Consider the following 21321-nt stretch of genomic DNA (forward strand, 5'->3'; position numbering starts at 1 on the left):
GTAGGCTGCCAGCATGTGCGCTGTGGGTGGTATGATAATTGCACCACGTATATACATCACAACCCCACATTTCATGGTTACGGACTTTAACAACCGCATTCGTCAGATAGCTTTCTTGCTGATTGTCACCGCATTGGCAGTAGTTGTTTTCAGGCAACTTTACATATTCTTCCCCGGTTTTCTGGGTGCGCTCACGCTTTACATCCTTTGTCGGCGGTACTACTTTCACCTCACTGAACAACGAAAGTGGAAGAAGGGCCTCACTGCGATCCTCTTCATGGTGCTATTTATGGCCTGCATTGTAGCGCCGGTCTATTTTGCGATTCAAATGATCGTCCAGAAAATCGATATGATCGTAGAAAACCCCGAACAGGTCAATCACGCGATGGACGCGATCACGGCACAGCTCAAAGAATGGACGGGGCAGGACCTGCTTACCAAAGAAGCAACAGCCGATATCCGCAAAAAGGCGGCGAGTTTTATACCGGGGATACTCAACAGCTCCGCTATGATGCTGGGCAACCTGCTGATGATCCTTTTCCTGGCCTATTTTATGTTTAAAAACGGGCGGTTGATGGAAGAAACGCTGGAACATTACATTCCGCTCAAACACAAAAACATACAATCGCTCGCCGACGAGATCTGCGGAATGGTGCGCGCGAATGCATTGGGCATTCCGCTCGTGTCGCTGATCCAGGGGCTGGTAGCATTGCTGGGTTACTGGATCGTGGGAATTGAGGATTTTGTGCTGCTGGGCCTCATTACCGGCCTGTGCGCATTCTTCCCCGTGATCGGTACGGCGATGATCTGGCTGCCGCTTGTGATCTTCCTTTTTTCCAAAGGTGAAACCGGAAGAGCGATCGGCCTGGCTGCGTACAGCGTAACCATCATTGGTAACATCGATTACGTAGCCCGCGTTACCCTTTTACAAAAAGTAGGGAATGTGCACCCCGTCATCACCATCCTCGGTCTGATCGCCGGCTTGCGGCTGTTCGGCTTCTGGGGCTTTATCTTCGGCCCGCTGCTGATCAGCCTGGTGATGTTGCTGATACGCATCTACCGGAACGAGTTTGCGGGGGAGGCGATGGTAAAACGACCGCCGACCACCGACCGCTGACAGCGAAATGACCGCCGACGACCGACGACCGACCGCCGATCGCTTGATGGGGATTGATTGTCGGCCATCGTCCATGTTCGACCGCAGGTCATTACAAGCGATCGGCAGTCGGCGGTCGGTCGTCGGCCGTCAAATCTCCGCATCCCCCTTCGACCGGATCTCGTAATTATGATACCCGTCCGGCGAGTCGGACCATTTGTACACTACCTTTTTAAACCGCAGGTCGTTCACAATTCCGTAGATGTTCTTCATAAAATCCTCCTGCACCTGCTCGGGTTTGAACATCTGGCCTTCGAAGGTCAGTACCTCCTGGTGCGCGCCGGACAGCCCGATGGTCACATGCTGCTCGTCGAGTGCCTCCTTTTTGGAGTCGACGTAGGCGGTGCGCAGTTCGGGGAAATCACGTTGCTGCACCTGCACCATTTTCGTTTTTAGGACTTCGCGCTGCTGTACGATCTTTTTGTCGGAATTGCTCTTGGCCTCATTGTAGAGCGCGTTGTTCGATTTGTGCCATGAAAGCCGCGTCGCCAGATCGGTATTGCTATCGCCATTTTTGAGCTTGGTATCAATATCGGTGATCGTGTTTTGTAGAAACAAGGAAATATTAGCATTCGCGGCCTTGTTCACAGGCTTGGGCGCATAGAAGTAAATGCTGATGCCGATCGCAATGGCGGCAAGGATGGCATACACGATATATCTGGCACGGCTAGCCCCTCCGTGGGTGGCGTGAGTATCCTCTTCGCCATTCGTGGCACCTCCTGTTTGGGTTTGTTGGTGATGATGGATTTCCATGTCTGTTGGGTTTTTTCCTTAACTAAATGGGAAAACAGGGATCAAAAAATATGCCAAACGCCGGTGGAACGGATTTTTCTCGCGAGGCGGGTATTTCAGTCAATGCACTCAAATCATGAAAATTCAGCAGTTTTATAACAAGGCTTACGCGTGGATCTTGGAAACCGGGCCTTCTGTTCTCCTGGGAATAGGCGTATTGGTAGTGGGCTTCTGGCTCATCCGCCTGCTCTCGCGCTACCTCAATGCACACATGTACAAGCGCGACATCGATCCGTCGCTGACTCCCTTCCTGCTAAGCCTCGCCGTCACGACGTTGCGGATACTGCTTATCGTGTCGGTAATGCAGATCATAGGCATCCAAATGACGGTTTTTGCCGCATTAATCGGTGCAATCGGCGTTGCGGCCGGTCTGGCATTGTCGGGTACTCTGCAGAACTTTACGAGCGGTGTTTTGATCCTGATCCTCAAACCTTTTCACGTTGGCGACAATATCGTAGCGCAAGGGCAGGAGGGTACCGTCGAGGGGATCAAGATTTTTTATACTGTGGTTAAAACTTATGATAACCGCTCGGTGATCATCCCGAATAGCAAGCTATCGAATGAGGTGATCGTCAACATCAGCAGGTCGGGGAACAGGCGGCTGGATGTGGAGATGAAATTCAGCAATGCCATCGATTTCTCAGAGGTTAAAAACATCATCAACAATGTCCTCGATCATGCCCAAAGTGCCCTTAAAGTCCCCGCAAGACGCATCGGAATATCGTCTATCGAGTCTGACGGCTACAAGGTAATGGTGAATGTGTGGCTCGATGCCCACGGTTTTGTGGATACCAAAATGGAGATCCAGGAGAAGTTAATGGAAGCCTTGAAAGGCTCCGGCCTCAAATTGCCGGGAATGGGTTGAGATTTTTTTTCTGCTCCGTGCAGCGGTTTTTTAAGAATGCGTGTCTCCCTGCATGCTCCGCCAGACGGCGAGATGCAGGGAGACTTTTTGTACCAGCCTATTAGCCATGAAAAGATAGTCGGACAATGGTTGGACCGGATTTCAATGTAGCCCTTCCGGAAGGGCAGGAAAATCGAATTCAGGAATGATCACGAAGTATGGAAAAGCCGGTCGCGACCGGTTGATCGGGATATGCCTGGTGAGCAGCCTTCTTTTGGGGATGCTTACACTGCCGTCGTGCGACAGGAGTACCGAAGTAGGGCCGAAATCGGGGCAGGAACTTACAAAAGCGGAGTTTCTGGGTAGGATGGTCGTCCAGGAAAGGTACTGGCGCATCGAGGAAATATCCCGGCAGGATGAAGACCAGATTGCCACAGTGAATGTAAGGGAAAAGCCGACATTGCTCAGCAGCCATTACCTGAACGAAGTCGTTCCGTTCGTAGCGATACAGTTCGGCCGCGGCTATTTTGGAAAAGGCGTCGTCAGCGAATCCAGCATGACGGGCGTCTACGGCAAAGTGCCTTTCGGGGAGTTCAAATGTGAAGTGCTGGTCAAAACGACGAAGGAAAGCGGGGAATGGATTTGGGACAACGGGCGAAAAATGATGAAACTTCCATTGCCCGGAAGTATACAATCACTCGCCGGCGCATTGTCGGGCACCGACTGGCGCCCCGATAGCGGATATGTCGCCGCCGAGCCTGCTCCCTTGTACAGAGGGGTAGAAGAAGCCCGAAGAGCGGCTAGCTCGGAGCGCATCCGGATCATAGCGGAAGAGCAAACGCCCGGGGGAAAGATCACTTATGCATTTATCATGCGGGCAGCCTGGATGACGGACGTCGAATACCGGGATGCGGAGCACAAATCTGGAATGTCCTTATATTAAATACATAACTGGCACCCCGGCGATCAACTTAATTGATGCTATGAATGAAAGAAAATTTACCCGTAAATTATTTCTTTTAATTGTTTTCCTTTTCGTCCTGAACGGATGCAGCAATTACAAAGATCAGCAGGCAATCCCGCCGGAAACATTACCGGAAGCGATTATTAAAGTGATGTCGAATGCATATCCGGACGCCACGGACGCGACTTTTCTGGCCATTGAAAAAGATAAGCTTTATGAAGTTTATTATAATTTGAAAGGGAATTCTTTTTACGCAGCTTTAAATACCAAAAAAATATTGAGCGTATACCGGATGCATGGCGCTTTGCCGGACTCCATGCGGCAGTCGCTGCCTGCGCGGAGTGTGAGCGGCGGTGTGGCTGATACCTATAAAGAGCCTGATCCACAGATCAATGACGAGAAAATATTCGATTCAAAATATAACTGGGGCAGCCGCAATTACCTGCTTACGTGGGTACAGAACAAGGCCAGCAAGCCCGCTAAATACCAGGTCCGGTTAGAACCTTACTTTAAGTTTTCGTACATTATCGGCAAGGATGATCTGAATGCTTTGCCCACGCCCGCGGGAAGTTTTTTGGAAAGAGAAAAATTAAGATTTGCAACGGCAAGGATTTCGGTGAATGAAAAGAATGAAAAGGAATATGAAATAAATGCCTACACCGCATCGAGTACCAATTACGACTTTACTTTCGATGCTTCCGGCAAACTGATCAATACCAGTTACAGGGCCGAGGCATTCTATTACAATATTGATGAATACCCTGAAAAAATACAGAACTTTGTAAAAGGCTCAACCGCATTTGCTACCATGAAAATTCTGGAAGGTTACAAGTTTTCCGACCCTACCGGAACAGGTTACGGAATGAGTTTGCAGGGGACAGGTGAAGATGCCAGGCTCATTTTCGATCAGGATGGAAATTTTGTAAAAATGATTTACCAGACCACGATCGATCGATGAGCGAAGCGTAATTGGTTCAACGATACACTTCATAACCCCTCTGAATGGCATTTTTCCGCAGCAAGAAATACAGTTCGCTGGCCGATCTGGTTCGGGCTTGTCAAGCCGGCGATACCAGGGCGCAGACTGCATTCTATGAACGCTACAAATCCAGGTTGCTCGGGCTTTGCCTGCGCTACGCAAAGACCAGGGCGGAGGCGGAAGATATTTTCCAGGACGGGTTTATCAAGGTTTTCAGGAATATCAACGAATTGAGGAACGTGGAGGTGATCGATGCGTGGGTGAAATCGGTGGTGATCAGGACGGCGATCAATTACTATCACCGCACCACCAAGGAACAGCAGCTGCATTCCAACCTGGAAGATTACCAGCGGGAGATCGAATCGGGGGATTATGGCAAGATCATCACCCAGATAGACATGAATGTGCTGCTGAATGTAATCAGCACATTGCCGGACGGGTACCGGATGATCATCAACCTGCACTTAATAGACGGTTACACACATAGCGAGATCGGCGAAATGCTGCGTATTTCGGACAGCACGTCGCGGTCGCAATTTTTAAGAGGAAGGAATTTGTTAATGAGGAAGTTACAGGAAAAAGGAATTACGCAATATGAAATCTTCTGACGAGCGTATCGACGAGGAGTTGCGTAAAGCGCTCCGGGAACGATTCGACAATTTTGAAAGACTGCCTGACCCGAACCTGAGGGAGAAAATCTTCAAGGCTTTGGGCGGAGGGACGAGCATGGTGCAAACGGGCATTGTGGCCTCGCTGCTGCTGCTCATCACACTCACGGCCGCCGTGTATATTGTATCGTATTCGTTGGAGCGGAAAAAAGATATGGTAGCGGGCGTGCGGCAGGTTGCGAAAGTACTTTCGGTTGCGCCGGAAGCCGAAAAGGGTTCTAATGCAAAAGAAGAAAGCCCGGAGCATGGGAGGCCATCGGGCAATACAGGCAATGCGGACCTTGTTACCCCTGCATCGGAATCGAGATTGGAAACCAATCCCGTTCAGAACAATACGGGCCTCGTACGTACAAGTGCAGCACGTACGTCACGCGCCATCCGCGTGGGTGCCAGGGTGCGCAGGTACACGCGTGGGGATGTGGTGAAGCTGATCGAATTGGTGAAATCGAACCCGTCGTCATTTGGTTCGCTGTGGATCAGGGATGAATCCATTTCGCCTGCCGATAAGGCGTTCCTCGAATCGGAATTGGAGAAAATACTGGCGGCAAGCTCGCAGCCGGACAGCGCTACTGCCGGCGAAAACGATACCAAAGACCTGGAAGGGCCGCTCTTGGCCGATCAAGACATCGGGGTGCTGGATCACAGGCCATTGGCCCTTCCTGAATATCACTGGCAGCCCGACAGCCTCGTTACGCCCGGCGAGCCGCAGAAGCGTTACGAATATCTTTTCAAAACGCATTGGGCATTTGTGGCAGGCATTACACCGCTCCGCACTTTCCAGATCCTGACCGTGAGGTCGGGAAATGGTGTCGTTTACCAGAACTTCGTTTTGCCCGGCAAAATCTCCGCGGAAACTGTCGGGTACAAGTTTTCGGCCGGGGTAGAGCGCAAGGGGTTCCAGCTGCTGCTCAATTACGGGCAGTTCAGGCAATCGTACCGGTATGAGATTGCCACCAGCGAGTTTGTCGTAGGGCCGGGTCTTTCGGGCAATTACGAAGTCATTCGAAAAGGCATTCCGCAGCACGAGAGCAGCACGGTACGGCTGGTAGGATTAGCTGTTAAAAAACACACGGTGCGCCGCTCGCATTTCCTGCGTAACTATTACGGCGACTTCGGTGCGGAGTTCACCCGCGATCTTACTTCTAAGAGGAACCTGGCCTGGGTGAATGCGGGCTTTGGGAAGGAGCTTTTTGCGGGTAATCATGTGGTCATGACCGTCGGTCCCTATTTCGAGTACAGCCTTTCGAAACTGCGCAATCCCGACAACCCGTTTAAAATCCAGCCCTACCAGATCGGGCTGTCGGTGGGTTTGCGGTATATCAAAAAATAAACTTTTAAACTTCCGATTTCAGAATATCGGCCAGTTCCCGGCGGAATTCTTCGCCGTAGATATTGCTGTACTCCCGTGTGAAGCTTTCAAAAGTACTTTTCGCGAGGGAATGCTTGCCTAGCAATGCAAACGACTTGCATTTCAGGATCATCGCTTCTTCATTGGCCGGGTCGAAATACGAAATGTTGTTGGCGAGGCGGATCATAAACTCCGGGTCGTCAGATACCGGAATGCTTCCCGCGAAGTTCAGATAAGTATTGACGACAATATTTGAAATCTCTGATTTGAAAGGGTCCAGCCATTCGAACTCCATATTGGAAAGAAAGCTCCCTTTGTTGGTAATGCCTATCAGCGCTTCGAGCATCGGGCGGTCGATCGTTTTGGAAGAGGTGATATTCATAAAATCGAGGTAATCGACAGGTACTTCGTTTTCATCGAAATCCAGTTTCCAATGTCCCGCATTCATCACGATCTGGCAATGCGGCATTTTAGCGAGGATCGCTTTCAGCTTCGTCAGATTCACCGAGCGGTTGTTCCGGGCGCTCTCCGCCGACTTGTCCGACCACAGCAGTTCCCGCAGCTTATCGGAATTAATACCCCTTTTCCACCGAATGGTATACAGCAGGATAACCAGGAAAAGCTCTTTGATAAGCGGTGTAAATGCCTGCGTAATATCGTTGCCATTGCTGTCCGTGAGCTGCAAATCCCCAAAAAGCGAAATGCTGTTTTTCGCATAAGTCACTACGGGGGCCGCATTCTTGCGCAATACAGCTGGTGCAGGCGCAACATTCTCAGCCACATTGATTTCCACTTTTGGAATAACTGGCGAAGCCTTTCGCCTGCACAAATACAACCAGGTCCCGCCCAATAGCAATCCCGCGCCCGCCACTGCGAACGGCCAGATCGGTAAAGCCTCATTGGCCGCGGTGGCAACCTCCGCGTACGCCTCACGTACGGGCGTGAGCAGCGTGTACACGTGCATGACAGTCTGCTTGTCGTCCTCGCTCCGCGTTATGGTAAATGCAACGAGCTGCTTGCTTTCCGGGCAGTAAAAAAGATCGGCAAAGGAATGGGTATCGTGGAAAGCATAGGGGATAGCGGTGGCCATCGGCTTGAACTCCGGCTTGTCGAGCGATCCGCGAATGAGTTGCAGTTCGGAATTATACCGGTTTTTCGGGAAACTCAATGCGTACAAATGCCCGTCCGGGAATACGAGCGAATTGGCGAAATTCAGTTGAGGCAGGTCTGCGCCGGTATCGTATACTTTTTTCCACTGCCCGCTCCGTGGGTCGAAAAGCAGCAAATCGTTCCAGTTTCTGGGGTTGAGGATCTGCTGGCCCGTGAGGCTGCCATAACCGCCGAGGATGTACATGCCTTTTGGACCGAAACCACCCGCAGCAAGATAGCGCGGCGTAAAAATGCCGGTATCAGCCGCGACGGTACGCCATTGGCTGGTCGACAAATGATAGCGGTGTACTTTGTTTTTGTAGGTCAAATGACCGTACCCGCCGAAAATGTACAGCGAGGAATCAGCTGCTGAATAAAACTTGTTGGAATGCCAGTATTCGGTGGAGCTTTCGGGAATGGGGAAAATAAAGTTGTTGTCCCATTTCCGCGTCGTAAAATCAAAGCGTGCAATGCGTTGCTGGTCGGCGTTGTAGGTATAAAGATTCCCCGTGACAGTGTCCACAAATGCCTGGTTCCCCTTCGCCAGATGCAACCTGCCCGATTGATAGGGGTAAGAAACCGTCACCTGGCTCGCTACCGAATAGGTATGCAGACTATCCTCGCCGATCAGGTACACGATCTCGCGTCTTTGATCCAGTGCAGAACAGGCAAATCCGCTGGTAACCATTCGTTTGCGCGGCTGCCAGGTTTCGTGCAGCTTTTCGATCCAGACCGGGTTTTTGGCCAGCCCGGCAGCTTTGCCTTTCGCATTATGAGCCGTTTCGCCGGAATGTTCGTCGAGCGGCCAGAAACCGGCCTGTTTGCCATCGCCGGAAACGCCGATATTGGCCAGATTCATCGGCGGCACGTCGGTCGTCTGGAACGACTTGTGCTGATTAGCCCCGAAAAGCACCTGGTAACAACCGCCGGGCGCGGCTTCCAGCACATGGGAATAGGTTTTGCCGCCGGTACTAATGCTCAGTTTACGGGCAGCCGCGTCGAGTTTGACGACGAACTTGTTCCATCCGCCCAAAAGCGCCTGATCGGGAATATTGAATGCGATCGCGGACAATTGATCGCCCGTAATAACGCGGAAACGGCCATTTGCGGCGGCGATACCATTGTCGTAAATCAGGTCGATGTTGTGTTTATCATCCCCGATCAGCCGGAAAATGTAGCCGAAATAGGTTTTTTGTTTAGGTATGAAAGAGAGATCGAATGCCAGTTCGAGGTTTTCCGAAAAGCAAATGGGCTTGGCCGGCGTAAGGTCGAGCGTGGTCCGGTGGTCCTGTAAAACTTCGTAACTGGCAAAGCGCAGGCCGTGCGACTGGGCATTTGCCGTGGCCGTGAGGGAAATAACGAAAAGGAATGCAAGGAGGAAAGCGGGCAATTTCATCGGGTGGTTCAGGGGCGATACCGGGCGCGCGCTGTTCACAGCGATTTCAGGAGGCATAAAATGGCTCATAGTAAGTCGGCCCGGTTCAGGTAATACGCAGTCAGTGGTAATAATTTACAAAAGTTAAAAAAAACTTGAAATAATATAAGCCGGGAATGCCGGTTACATAAAAATATGCGCCCCGGCCGTTTCCGACCGGGGCGCTGTTACCTGTGATTTCAGTGATTGAATCTAAGGTTTAACAATCTTCCGCTCCACACCGTCGATCTTCAAAATGTAAGTACCCGAGGGCCAGTTGGCGATATTAAGTTCAAAATGCGGCTTGCCGGGGGCGGATGAATGCATTTTCCGTCCGGCGGCATTCACGATGTCCAACTGCAAAATCCGCGCATCCGATTGTACCGATACCACATTTGCGGCCGGGTTCGGGAACACATTCACGGTGATAGATTGCTCGATCTGCGCCGTCACAATGCTGCTGTACGCGAAGGAATTGTCCAGATCGACCATTTTCAAACGGTAGTAAAAGCGGCCGGCTGGCAGGTTGGCATCCGTATACCGGTAGTCGTTGTCCGCATTGGAATTTTGGTGTGAATTGAGTTTTCCAATGGTGATAAATGATTTTGCATCGGTACTACGCTGTATTTCAAAATGCGAGCTGTTGGTTTCCTGCGAGGTCTGCCAGGCGAGCAATGCATTGTTCTGCTCGGTTTGTGCCGCAAAACTGACCAGCGTCACAGGCAGCGGCTGACCGGCCGTGGTACTCAGCGCATTCGGGTACAGCGGCACCGAAAGGCTGTTCGTCGCCTTTCCTGCGAGCACTTTTTTGGTATAACCGGCAATGCCCATGTACCAGTCGGGCGTAAGGTCGTAGCCGTCCGCGTCGAGGGAGAGGAACCAGGTATTGCCGCCTTTCGGGGTATGGTCGGCGAATTTCTCCATTTTAAAAAATGATGTCGATTCGTCCACTTCATCGAACATCGCCAGGTAAATCATACTCGCGCCCTCATTGATCACATTCTGCGACTGCTGCCACAGGAAGCTGCCGCCATTGCGCGGAATGGAGTTCTTAATGGCCGCCGAAGGGTTATTACGCACGGTTTGCAGGTTGAACCAAGAAAAACCCGGGAAGATAACCGGCATATAATCAATGTTTTTCGGCTGCAAATAAGCCATGTCCGGTCTTACGGTGCTGATCGCGAATGCATTGGCGCCGCTTTCGTTGCTATACCGCCCCACCGACCACGGGCTGATCACATCGAGCTGGTCGTACACCGCGAGCCATTCGGTGGTGTGGCTGCGCCAGTTGTTGTTCAGGCCGCCCATCACGGCCGCGCGGTATTTAGGATCGTCCGTTGGATCAGTAGGATCGCCGTCGCGGAACCATTTGACGAGCTTGTCGGAACGCGCTGCGGTAGCGTCGGGGCTCGATGCAAGGCCGAGGCCCCACAATGCCACCAGCGGCCTGCCCTTGTGCCAGAGGTAGTTGCTTTCGGAAGTAACGCCCATTTCGTCCACAAGGCGCTTCCAGTCGGCGATAACGGCTTCCGTGGAAGTCGCGTCCGCACCCGAGAGATCGTACATGATCGCATACACGCGACCGTATTTCAGGCTGGCCGTCTGTACGTTTTCGATTACTTTTTCAAAATGCCGCGGTACGCGCGAGTCGCCCGTGCGGAAGTTTTGCAGGAAGCGCTGCTGGAAAACGCCATCGACCTCATGTTCGCGCATCCATTTGAAATGCTGGTCAACGGTATTGTAGTTGTAGCTCGAAAATAGCTTCGCCGGGGATCCGTTGCTGTACACCATATTAGTTGCCACGAGTTCACTGGAAGGGTAGTCGCCCAGGTACGGCCACATATCCACCGTCGCGTTGGCATGGTCGGGTGCGCCGCCGAACCAATGCAGCCACCAGTTGTGCGTCGGGCTACCGTCGGTTGGCAGCCCGAACCAGCCCTGGTAGCCGAACATAACCTTCCCGTTCAATGTGTTTGCAGACGGAACAGGCGTGGTAGCCGCCACAGGTTCATAAAACTCGATCTCGTCGATCCGCGCGGTAATGGCGGCCGACAGCGGCTGGCCGACCTGGAAAAAATTAATGGCCGACAGGTTTGGCGTACCGGTTTTCGCAGCATCGGGCAAATGCAGGATCACGTGGTTCCACCCGTTCTGAATCTTCTGGTTGGCAAGGTTCCAGCGGTATTCGTCCGTCCCGGCCTGGCCCGATGACGAGAATACAATGCTGCCATTGCCATTCATTTTTTCCGTATCCGAAACAAACAGCCAGAACTTCACCACTCCGCCAGCTTCCGTCACCGTGGTATTGAATGGGGCAGGGTTGTAGGTAAACCAGTTGGTACCCGATCCGGTTTTGACGATCGACGCGCTTCCCAGGATTTTGTTACCCGTGTCGGCACTGAGCGCATCCGCACCCGACCAGTTCGTAACGGCATCGGCTGCATTGAAAATATGCGCGCCGCTGAGCACACTGCCCTCATAGCCTTTGGTGAAACGCATATTATCGATCTTGACGATCACCGATTCCCCGTCATTCATGAATTTGTAATACCTGAAAAAATTGATGGCCGACAGGTCGGGATTCCCCTGCTTGCCCGCCGCGCTCAGGCGGAGAACCACATTGTTCCAGCCGTTCCGGAGGTTCACGCTCCCGGTATTCCAGTTGTACTCGTCGGTGTCCGGGTTGCCCGAGCTGGTAATCTCGAACTGCCCCTGCGACGCGCTGAACTTGGTAACGTCCGACACGTAAAGCGAAAATTGAAGGTAGGCGATATTCAATTCCGTGGATGCGATGCCGGTGTTGACCGGCGTGGTGAATGTCCGGCGGAAGCGCTCGGTACTGCCGCCTTCCGATTTGATGGAATAGGTGCCTTGCACGGGCACGTCGCTGTCGAGGCTCAGGGCATTGCCGCCACCACCCCAGCCGGTAAGCGATTCGCAGTCATCGAAGGGCGTCACCTGCGCATACGAGGGAAGCGCTGCCGCCAGTAACAGGAGCAATAGTAAACAGTTGGTCTTCATCTAGGTTTGGATTAAGGTGAAAGATTTGAGTAAAAGCCCGGGCTGCCGGAAGCGGCTTGCGGACTGGTCCAAAACTAGACGGGCACCTATAATTTTAGATTAACTATGACTTAATAAAGAATAAATGGGAAAAAATATCGCCTTAAAATCGCCAGTTAAGTCCAAATTAAGTCTGCATTAACACCCTGTACTTTAATTAGCAGCCGGATTCACAATTACCTCCGTGTAACTTTTTCTTTCCAAAAAACAATTATGAACAAAACTCTATCCATCCCCTTATGGGCGATGAGCGTGGCATTGCTATGTCATGCCAACCCACCTGCGTATGCGTTCGGGACTGGCGGCAGGCCCGCCGGCAACCCTCCGAATGCAGCCCGCCCGACAGTCGCTACCGATGTTTCGGGAACTGTAAAAGATGAAAAAGGCGAGGGCATTCCGGGCGTGAATGTGCTCGTGAAAGGTACCGCCACCGGTACGACCACCGATGTGAACGGCAAGTTTTCCATTCAGGTAAATTCCGGCGCCGATGTGCTCGTGTTCTCATTTGTAGGATATGCCAAACAGGAAATCGCGGTTGGGAGCCAGACCAGCATTGCTATTACCCTCGCCGAAGACAACAAGCACCTCGACGAGGTGGTGGTGGTAGGGTATGGAACCCAAAAGAAAGTGACACTCACCGGCGCGGTGGTATCGGTGAACAGCCAGGAGATCGTTACCACTAAAAACCAAAACGTGCAGAATATGCTCACGGGCAAGCTGCCGGGGCTGCGCGTGGTGCAGAAATCGTCCGAACCGGGGGATTTCAATTCCAACCAGTTCGATATCCGCGGCTTCGGTAACCCGCTGATCGTCATCGACGGCGTGCCGCGCGACAATATTTCGCGCATCGATCCCAATGAAATCGAAAGTATTTCCATCCTGAAAGACGCCGCAGCGGCCATTTACGGTGTGCGGGCGGCGAACGGCGTCGTGCTTGTGACCACGAAACGCGGTGCGAGCGGGCGCGCGAAGATCGAGTATTCGATGTACTACGGCAGCCAGACCGCCCTGGGTTTGCCCAAACCCGTGGGCGCCATCGAGCGGTACACGCTCATGAACGAGAAGAGCATGCACAACGTGAACAGTCCGACGATCCGCTATTCCGAATCGGATTTCGCGCCTTACCGCGAAGGAAAGCTGCAAAGCACCGATTGGTACGACCTCGTCATGCAGAAACGCGCCCCCCAGCAGCAGCATAACCTCAGCGCCAGCGGCGGTACTTCGGACGGTAAGGTTGATTATTTTATCAATATGGGCTATATGTACCAGGAAGGTTTCTGGAAAAGCAAGGATCTCAATTATGATAAATATAACCTTCGGTCGAATGTCAATGCGCAGATTACGAAGCAATTGCGGGCCTCGTTGAAGCTCAGCGGGATTATTGATACCAAAAATAACCAGCAGGCCGGCGGTATGCACGAGATCTACGGGCCGCTCTGGCGCGCACAGCCCAACGAGACCAATTATGCCAACAACAATCCGGATTACCTTTTCAAAATGGCCGCCGGGCACCCGGTTGCATTGACGACGGCGGATATTTCGGGTTATCAAAAGGACAATAACAAATGGATTCAAAGCCAGTTCCAGCTCGAATACACCGTGCCGCAGGTGGAGGGGCTAATGGCAAAAGGGATGTTCAGCTACGATACGCGGATCAACTCCAACACCAATTATAAAAAGTCTTATAATTTGTACGATTACAATGCGTCCAACGATACTTACGCGCCGTTTGCGAACAACCTGCCTGATCAGTTGACCCGCACGTACAATACGCTGCCGTCGACTTTGATGCAGGTTTCATTGAACTATAACCGCTCTTTCAAGGAGAAACACAATGTAGGCGCATTGGTACTTTACGAAGAAAGCACCCGCAGCAGCGACAACTTCTTCGCCAGCCGCGAGCTGGGCATCCCGATGGAGTACCTGTTTGCCGGAAAGGCTCAGAACCAGGTCGGTAACAGCAACATCAATGCGATCTGGAAGAATGCGAACAAGGGTTTGGTGGGGCGTTTGAACTACGATTTCAAAGGCAAATACATTGCCGATTTCAGTTTCCGCTACGACGGCTCGTCCAAATTCCCTCCGGGTAAGCAATGGGGTTTTTTCCCGGCGGTTTCGGCGGGCTGGCGGTTGTCGGAAGAGGGTTTTATCAAGAACCATGCAGCCTTCCGTTTCGTGGATAACCTGAAAATCAGGGGTTCTTACGGAACAATGGGGGATGATGGCGCTTCTTCGTACCAGTTTGTTTCGGGCTATGATTATCCGTTCAACGGCAATAGCCAGGCATTATCCGGTGGCTATATGTTCGGCGGGTCGTTTGTGAACTCGCTGGGTTTCCGCAACTCGCCTAACCCGAATATTACCTGGTATACCGTAAAAACGGCCAATGCGGGTTTGGATGCGGGTTTCTGGAATGGATTGGTGGAAGTTACCTTCGATATTTTTCGACGTAACCGTACTGGTTTGCTTGCCAACCGCCTCATGTCGCTTCCCGGTACATTCGGGGCGACGATGCCGCAGGAAAACCTGAACAGCGATCAGACCAGCGGTTTCGAAATCTCGGTTTCCCACCGGAAGCGCATTAATGAGATCCGTTACAATGTGTCGGGTAACCTTTCGCTCACGCGGACGCGCAACATTTACATTGAAAGAGGCCGCTCCGGCAACTCCTACGACAACTGGCGCAACAACCGCAGCGACCGTTTCAACGACGTATGGTTTGGCTGGGGGTATGCGGGCCAGTTCCAGAGCTACGAGCAGATCGCCTCGCATGACGCATTCGTAGGCCGCGCCACATTGCCGGGCGATTACATTTACGAAGACTGGAACGGCGACGGTACCATCGACGATATGGACCGCCACCCGATAGCCACCACCATTAACCCCGCCAGCACTACCACCGTCGGCGGTGACGCTAAGAAGAACCACCCGCTCATGAACTTCGGTTTCTCCGGTTCTATCGATTACAAGGGTTTTGACCTCAATATCCTCTTCCAGGGCGCCGCACTTTCGTATGTGGCTTACGGTGAGCAGCTGCGCGAGCCGCTGGCATGGGACGGCAATGCATTGGAGTTTTTCATGGACCGCTGGCACCCCAACGACCCGACGGCCGATCCGTATAATCCTTCCACCCAATGGACGAGAGGGTATTATGCTTACACCGGCACCACGGCCGATGAAAACTCTGACCGCAACATTCAGAATGGCGCATACCTGCGTCTGAAAAGCGCGGAAATCGGCTATTCGCTGCCAAAAGACCTGCTCAAAAGGGTAGGTGTGCAGGGCCTGCGCGTGTATGTGAATGGTTATAACCTGCACACATTCACGAAGGTGAAAGGCCTAGACCCGGAGCACCCTTCGGAATTGTATGGCTATATGTACCCGATCAACCGGACGATCAACCTCGGTGCCAGTATCAGTTTTTAAATCGAATTCAGATGGTATTTCAAATCAAAAATATAAAATATGCCCTCGCGCTCATGCTGCTGGGTGGTACTTATGCGTGTAACGAGCTCGACATCCCGCCGATCAACGTGGTGCAGGACAAAGACGCGTTCACCGATGCCGGTATGCAGGCCTACATGGCCGCATTGTACAGCCGGATGCCAATAGAGGATTTCAAATACAGCGCCCAGGAAGGTACCGAAGGTTTCGATACCTGGAACAACATCGCAACGCCCGCATTGAATACCGGCGAGAATGCCAACCGCAACAACGGCGGCTTCGTGAACCCGGCGCGCGGCTATTGGAAAAGCGGTTACCAGGTGATTCGCAATGCCAATTACCTCATCCGCGAATTGCCGAAATACGCACCGTCGCTCACCCAGCCGAAAGTGGACAAATGGATCGCGGAGGCGCGTTTTGTGCGTGCATTCACCTATTTCGCGCTGGCGAAGCGGTACGGCGGCGTGCCCATTACCGAAGACGTACAATCCCTGGACGGTACCACGCTCGAATCGCTGCAAATCCCGCGCAGCAGCGAGCAGCAGATCTACGATTTCATACTCGCCGACCTCGATTTCGTGATGGCGACGATGCCGGAAGCCAGCGAGCAGTCGGGCAGGGTGAACAAAAACATCGCGGCCGCATTCAAATCACGGGTGGCATTGACGGCCGGCTCCATTGCCCGTTATGCCAATCCGTTCGTGAAGGACGGGATAATGCTTTGTGGCATTCCAAAAGAAAAGGCGAACGACTATTTCAAAGCGGCATTCCAGGCAGCGAAGTCGATCGAGGGCAAATATTCGTTGTATATGAAAAAATGGTCGGCAAGCGACAAGATTTCCACCGCCGATAATTATGCCGATCTTTTCCTCGACAATGCCAGCCCCGAAACCATTTTCGCCAAAGGCTATTCCTATCCCGAAGCCGTACACAGTTTCGACGCCGTGTATGCGCCCCCGCACATGACGTCGACTTACGGCGACCGTTTCAACCCGACGCTCGATTACGTGGAGCTCTTCGATGGATTGCCGAAGAATGCCAAAGGTCAGCTGAAAACGACCGATGAAAAAGGCAACTACATTGTATACGATTACGTGGAGCAGCTTTTCGAGAATTGCGAGCCGCGTTTGCGGGGTACAGTATTGCTGCCAGGACAGCCAATCAAAGGCGTCCGCACCGATCTGCGTCGCGGTACATTGGTGGAAACCGTAGATCCGTCGGTACCGATCCCGAAATTCATTCCCGAGGACATGACGAGCGGGTATAATTCGAATGCATTTTACAATTCCAATGTGAAACAATCCGGTACCTGGAACAACCAGACGCCGATCGTGCTCTCGAATGGCCAGTCGATCAACCCGAGCGGGCTGGACGGCCCGACATCGGCCAATAATGCGACCATTACCGGCTTCCACGGTCGCAAATGGCTCATGCCCAACCTCGCCCCGGCGGCTACCGCATTGCACCGCTCGAACCAGTCGTGGATTGAAATGCGATATGCCGAAGTGCTGCTCAACCGCGCAGAGGCTGCATTGGAGCTGCACCAGAACGGCGTTACCGAAGTGGATGGCGTGGCATTGCTGAACGATGCATTCGAAAACATCAACCAGATCCGTAACCGAGGGGGCGCGGTGCTGCTCAAAACCGCCGCCGAGCTCTCGTCTGCTCCTGCGCTGGCACCGGGTACAGGGGTAGGCGGGTACGTACTCGCGCCTACACGCGGATTGCAGCTCGTGCGCATCGAACGCAGGAAGGAACTCGCATTCGAGAACAAACTATGGTGGGATATGCTCCGCTGGCGCACGGCCGATGCCGAGGTGAATGCCCGCATCTGGCGCAAATGCAACCCGTTCCTGTTCGCGAAGGGTGCGGTCGCCGAGAGCAGTGATTATGTAAAGGGCAAGTACATTTTCGACTGCCGGTTCGAGGAGAGAAGTTCGCGTTTTACCATCGCTACCAAAAATTATTACGAAGCCATTCCGGGCGGCGAGCTGATCGCAAACCCGAAACTGGTTCAGAATGAGCAATATTGATCACTGAAAATGAATTTAACAATGAAAAGTCTACTTTATATTCTATTCATCCCCCTCGTCCTATGCGCCTGCAAGATCGACGACGTAGCCGCGCCGGATTCGACATTCGAGGGCCGGCTCGTGGATGCCGGCGGCACGGGAATCCAGCTGGAACAGGGTGCTTCGAGCGCGCGCCTTAAAATGGAGGAGCTCAGTTGGAGCAATACGCCGCTGCCGCTTTTCCTGAACCTGAAACAGGATGGCTCTTTTATTAATAACAAACTTTTCCCGGGCAACTACAAAGTGACGCCGGTGGAAGGGCCGTTCTATCCCGTGGTTGAAAAGGTGGTGGATATCAATGGTGCTACGAAACAGGATTTTACTGTGATACCTTACCTGAATGTCGATTGGACGGGTGAGCCTGCGATCAACGCGGATAAAAAGCTATCGGCCAGTTTCAAATTCACCAGCAATGCCGCGCCGGAAGGTCTCACAAAGCCTAACCCGCTCGATTACCAGCTATTTATTTCCACCAATCAATATGTAGGAAATAATAATTGGGACAATACGGCAGTAGGAGCGGTGGTGCCGGTAACAGTCGATAAGGAAGGCCAGGAGATCACCATTTCGTCGTCTGTACCTATGAAATACAGTACCACCTATTACGTGCGCATCGGCGTGCGGGTGAATGACACTTATAAAAAATACAACTACACGACTATTAAAACCGTAACGGTTCCTTAATTTATACGCAGAGGTAGTGTGAGCCCCCGGGACCGTTGGTCTTTTGGGGGCTTGTTTTAGAGGCTGCGAAGCAAGTGACCTGCTGCGACTTTAACAACGACTGACAAATGCCGTCAGGCATGTAATATTGGTAGCAAAACCGGGATCACATATTCACTGAAAATGCCCCTGGGCATGCAACAACCACACATAGCAACCTGGCATTGCAATCCACAATGTACTAATCCTGCTGTTGCATCCCTGACGGGATTTCCGGACTGGACCTCGGATTTGTGTTGCTACCAATATTACATCGCTACGCGATTTGAATGCCGGATTTCCCGGACGTTTTGAATGCGGAAATGTGCGAAACTTTATACGCAGAGGTAGTGTGAGCCCCCGGGACCATTGGTCCTTTGGGGGCTTGTTTCTTACAGGGTGTTGTCGTCGCGGATGTAAAGATAACGCGGTTCTTTTTGGCGCTTCACTCTTTATAAAAATGCCGTCAGGCATGTAATATTGGTAGCAAGACAGAGTCACACATTCGCTGATAATGCCCCTGGGCATGTGACAACCCGGCATCGCGACATGCCAGGTGCTATTTATGTTGTTGCATCCCTGACGGGATTTCCGGACTGAGCCTCGGATTTGTGTTGCTACCAATGTTGCATCGCTACGCGATTTGGATGCCGGATTTCCCAGACGTTTTAAATGCGGAAATGTGTGAAACTTTATACGCAGAGGTAGTGTGAGCCCCCGGGACCATTTGGTCTTTGGGGGCTGTTTCTTTCAGGCTGTCGTCATCGCGGATGTAAAGATAACGCGGTTCTTTTTGGCGCTACGCTCTTTATAAAAATGCCGTCAGGCATGTAATATTGGTAGCAATACGAGAACCGCGCATTTGTAAAAATGCCCCTGGGCATGTAACAACCCGGCATTGCGACACGCCAGGCGCTATTTCTGTTGTTGCATCCCTGACGGGATTCCCGGACTGGGCCCCGGATTTTGTGTTGCTACCAATGTTGCATCGCTACGCGATTGGGCCGTGTTACAGGGTGTTGTCGTCGCGGATGTAGAGCAGGTAACGTGGCTCTACGACGGCGCTTCGCTTTTTTTCGTCCAGAAAGCCGTATTTCAGTTTCGTGACATGGAAATGCTGGGGCGACGCCTGGACTTCCGCGTCGAGGCCGGATCGGATGAGGCTGTCGGCGATGGCGGCAGTGGTGTATAGATAACAGGGCGCGGTGTCAATGAAATCGTCAAGGTATTGGCCGCTTTTGAGCAGTTTTACCTCTCCCGGGGAATAGAATTCGAAGCTGTACGAGAATGAGCCATAGGCCGCGACGGGCAAATCGCGGTTTTTTTCAGGAATAACCCTCGCAGCCTGCATACCCGATTGGTATTGTAGTAAAAAAGGGTAAAAGAACTGAAACAGAAAGATGTACAACATCGCAGCCATCGCGTAGCCTTTGAAAAGCAGTTGCTGCATGGCATTGCGGTAATTGATAATGTTCGTTGCGAAAACAATCCCGAGGGCGACTGCGGCTGCCACGATGCCGTTTTCGATGCGGGTAATGTAGAGCAGGCCGGAAATGAATACCAACGCGACCACCAGCAGTACGGTTTGCACGGTCACGAAATGGTTCAGTTTGGAACGCGCGGCCAACTCCGTGAAGAAATAAGCCGTAATGATCGAGAAATAGGGGAATTCGATGACGAGGTAATGCGGAAGCTGGAATTTGGACAATGAGAACAATAGAAAAGTTACCAGCGTGCTGCCATAAATTACCCAGCGGATGGCATCGCGGTTTTTCTCGAAACGCAGCAAGTAGACGATCCCGCCTACCAGCCCCAGCGACCATGGCAGAAATGCCCATAGTGTCGTATGCAGGAAGAATGTAACATTACCGCTTCCTTTAATAGGCCCGGTGTTGAAGAACCGGCCGAACTGGCTGTCCCAAAAGAAGAAACGCAGCCCGGAGACATTGGTACGCCCGAACACGACTTTTTCGGGATGCAGATCAAACTGCACGTAAAGGCTGTAAAGTTCGGGGAGGATAAATACGAAGCATAATGCCAGCACCAGCCACCAGCGGTAGTTGCCAAACTCGCGGAACTGCTTCGTAATGAGCCAGTAAATGACCCATCCGCCAGCCAGGGTAATGAGTACGAAAACGCCCTTTGTCATGATCGCGCAGGCGGCGAACAATGCGGCCCACACCATGTGCGACCAATGCGCTTTCGCATGTACGCAGAGCATATGCCAGGCCGCGCCGACAATGCAGGCCGTGAGGTAAGGCTCGGCCCGGACGTCGAAGTTGGCCAATGTGCTGTGCAGGGCCACGGTGTAAATCAGTACCGCGATTTTGGCTACATCTTCATCATATAAATCCCTCGCAATGAGATAGGTGTACCGCAGGCTGAGCAACCAGAAAAGGAATGCGGGCAACTTGTAGGCAAACCCGGTGATACCGAACACTTTATAGCTTATCGCCGCCATCCAGAACGGGAAATGCGGCTTGTCGAGCCAGTCGTGGCCGTCGCCGTAGAGGTTTACCCAGTCGTTGTGCAGCACAATATGCTTGGCAATGGTAGCATACAGCGCGCCGTCGGGTTCGATGATATCGAGCCAGAGGCCCGGAATGTTGAGCAAAATACCCGCCAGCAGCAGCCAGGGGAAATAACGGTGCAAAAACGGGTCACGGTTTTTCATAACGTCGCGTAAATCGGGGATGCAGCAACACAGTCAAAATTGTGCCTGCCAATGC

13 protein-coding genes are annotated in these 21321 nt (G+C 52.3%); 9 read left to right on the forward strand and 4 right to left on the reverse strand.

Annotation, left to right across the window (positions count from 1 at the left end; translation table 11 throughout):
* Positions 1-73 precede the first annotated feature (73 nt).
* Positions 74-1117, forward strand: coding sequence for an AI-2E family transporter (locus BLQ88_RS01630; RefSeq protein ID WP_090146055.1), 1044 nt, complete (start codon positions 74-76; stop codon positions 1115-1117).
* 129 nt (positions 1118-1246) lie between these two features.
* Here the strand turns inward: BLQ88_RS01630 and BLQ88_RS01635 are convergent, their stop codons facing one another.
* Complete coding sequence (locus BLQ88_RS01635; RefSeq protein WP_229212522.1) at positions 1247-1909, reverse strand: hypothetical protein; 663 nt, start codon at positions 1907-1909, stop codon at positions 1247-1249.
* 115 nt (positions 1910-2024) lie between these two features.
* Here BLQ88_RS01635 and BLQ88_RS01640 point away from each other — a divergent pair, with 115 nt between their 5' ends.
* The 5 genes from BLQ88_RS01640 (at position 2025) to BLQ88_RS01660 (ending at position 6733) form a co-directional block, all read left to right on the forward strand.
* Entirely contained in the window at positions 2025-2813 is a 789-nt protein-coding gene (locus tag BLQ88_RS01640) for a mechanosensitive ion channel family protein (RefSeq protein WP_090146057.1), read from the forward strand.
* 184 nt (positions 2814-2997) lie between these two features.
* Positions 2998-3735 (forward strand): hypothetical protein, encoded by a 738-nt coding sequence (locus BLQ88_RS01645; RefSeq protein ID WP_090146059.1) that lies wholly within the window; start codon positions 2998-3000, stop codon positions 3733-3735.
* 40 nt (positions 3736-3775) lie between these two features.
* Positions 3776-4714, forward strand: coding sequence for a PepSY-like domain-containing protein (locus BLQ88_RS01650; protein WP_090146060.1), 939 nt, complete (start codon positions 3776-3778; stop codon positions 4712-4714).
* A 44-nt stretch (positions 4715-4758) separates the two neighbouring features.
* Positions 4759-5343, forward strand: coding sequence for an RNA polymerase sigma factor (locus BLQ88_RS01655; protein ID WP_090146062.1), 585 nt, complete (start codon positions 4759-4761; stop codon positions 5341-5343).
* Positions 5330-6733: a hypothetical protein gene (locus BLQ88_RS01660; RefSeq protein WP_090146064.1), complete on the forward strand. Its 1404-nt coding sequence runs from the start codon at positions 5330-5332 to the stop codon at positions 6731-6733. Before BLQ88_RS01655 ends, BLQ88_RS01660 begins: the two co-directional genes overlap by 14 nt.
* 4 nt (positions 6734-6737) lie before the next feature.
* On the opposite strand, the gene BLQ88_RS01665 is transcribed toward BLQ88_RS01660, so the two are convergent.
* Positions 6738-9365: a Kelch repeat-containing protein gene (locus tag BLQ88_RS01665; protein WP_090146066.1), complete on the reverse strand. Its 2628-nt coding sequence runs from the start codon at positions 9363-9365 to the stop codon at positions 6738-6740.
* 162 nt (positions 9366-9527) lie between these two features.
* Complete coding sequence (locus BLQ88_RS01670) at positions 9528-12335, reverse strand: T9SS type A sorting domain-containing protein (protein WP_090146068.1); 2808 nt, start codon at positions 12333-12335, stop codon at positions 9528-9530.
* 252 nt (positions 12336-12587) lie between these two features.
* Between BLQ88_RS01670 and BLQ88_RS01675 the strand changes: the two genes are divergently transcribed.
* From BLQ88_RS01675 to BLQ88_RS01685, 3 genes are read left to right on the forward strand one after another with little or no spacing between them, the layout of a single operon-like run.
* Positions 12588-15800 (forward strand): SusC/RagA family TonB-linked outer membrane protein, encoded by a 3213-nt coding sequence (locus tag BLQ88_RS01675; RefSeq protein WP_090146069.1) that lies wholly within the window; start codon positions 12588-12590, stop codon positions 15798-15800.
* 11 nt (positions 15801-15811) lie between these two features.
* A complete protein-coding gene (locus tag BLQ88_RS01680; protein ID WP_218132875.1) occupies positions 15812-17851 on the forward strand; it encodes a RagB/SusD family nutrient uptake outer membrane protein in 2040 nt (679 codons plus the stop codon).
* 21 nt (positions 17852-17872) lie between these two features.
* Positions 17873-18574: a DUF3823 domain-containing protein gene (locus BLQ88_RS01685; protein WP_176884866.1), complete on the forward strand. Its 702-nt coding sequence runs from the start codon at positions 17873-17875 to the stop codon at positions 18572-18574.
* A 1027-nt stretch (positions 18575-19601) separates the two neighbouring features.
* Here the strand turns inward: BLQ88_RS01685 and BLQ88_RS01690 are convergent.
* Complete coding sequence (locus BLQ88_RS01690) at positions 19602-21266, reverse strand: ArnT family glycosyltransferase (protein WP_090146073.1); 1665 nt, start codon at positions 21264-21266, stop codon at positions 19602-19604.
* Positions 21267-21321: the final 55 nt, after the last annotated feature.

It is taken from the genome of Dyadobacter soli (assembly GCF_900101885.1).
Lineage (GTDB): Bacteria > Bacteroidota > Bacteroidia > Cytophagales > Spirosomataceae > Dyadobacter > Dyadobacter soli.

Coding starts and splice junctions, on each gene's coding strand:
- BLQ88_RS01630 (WP_090146055.1), top strand. CDS start 74: ATGGTTACGGACTTTAACAACCGCATTCGTCAGATAGCTTTCTTGCTG.
- BLQ88_RS01635 (WP_229212522.1), bottom strand. CDS start 1,909: ATGGAAATCCATCATCACCAACAAACCCAAACAGGAGGTGCCACGAAT.
- BLQ88_RS01640 (WP_090146057.1), top strand. CDS start 2,025: ATGAAAATTCAGCAGTTTTATAACAAGGCTTACGCGTGGATCTTGGAA.
- BLQ88_RS01645 (WP_090146059.1), top strand. CDS start 2,998: ATGATCACGAAGTATGGAAAAGCCGGTCGCGACCGGTTGATCGGGATA.
- BLQ88_RS01650 (WP_090146060.1), top strand. CDS start 3,776: ATGAATGAAAGAAAATTTACCCGTAAATTATTTCTTTTAATTGTTTTC.
- BLQ88_RS01655 (WP_090146062.1), top strand. CDS start 4,759: ATGGCATTTTTCCGCAGCAAGAAATACAGTTCGCTGGCCGATCTGGTT.
- BLQ88_RS01660 (WP_090146064.1), top strand. CDS start 5,330: ATGAAATCTTCTGACGAGCGTATCGACGAGGAGTTGCGTAAAGCGCTC.
- BLQ88_RS01665 (WP_090146066.1), bottom strand. CDS start 9,365: ATGAGCCATTTTATGCCTCCTGAAATCGCTGTGAACAGCGCGCGCCCG.
- BLQ88_RS01670 (WP_090146068.1), bottom strand. CDS start 12,335: ATGAAGACCAACTGTTTACTATTGCTCCTGTTACTGGCGGCAGCGCTT.
- BLQ88_RS01675 (WP_090146069.1), top strand. CDS start 12,588: ATGAACAAAACTCTATCCATCCCCTTATGGGCGATGAGCGTGGCATTG.
- BLQ88_RS01680 (WP_218132875.1), top strand. CDS start 15,812: ATGGTATTTCAAATCAAAAATATAAAATATGCCCTCGCGCTCATGCTG.
- BLQ88_RS01685 (WP_176884866.1), top strand. CDS start 17,873: ATGAAAAGTCTACTTTATATTCTATTCATCCCCCTCGTCCTATGCGCC.
- BLQ88_RS01690 (WP_090146073.1), bottom strand. CDS start 21,266: ATGAAAAACCGTGACCCGTTTTTGCACCGTTATTTCCCCTGGCTGCTG.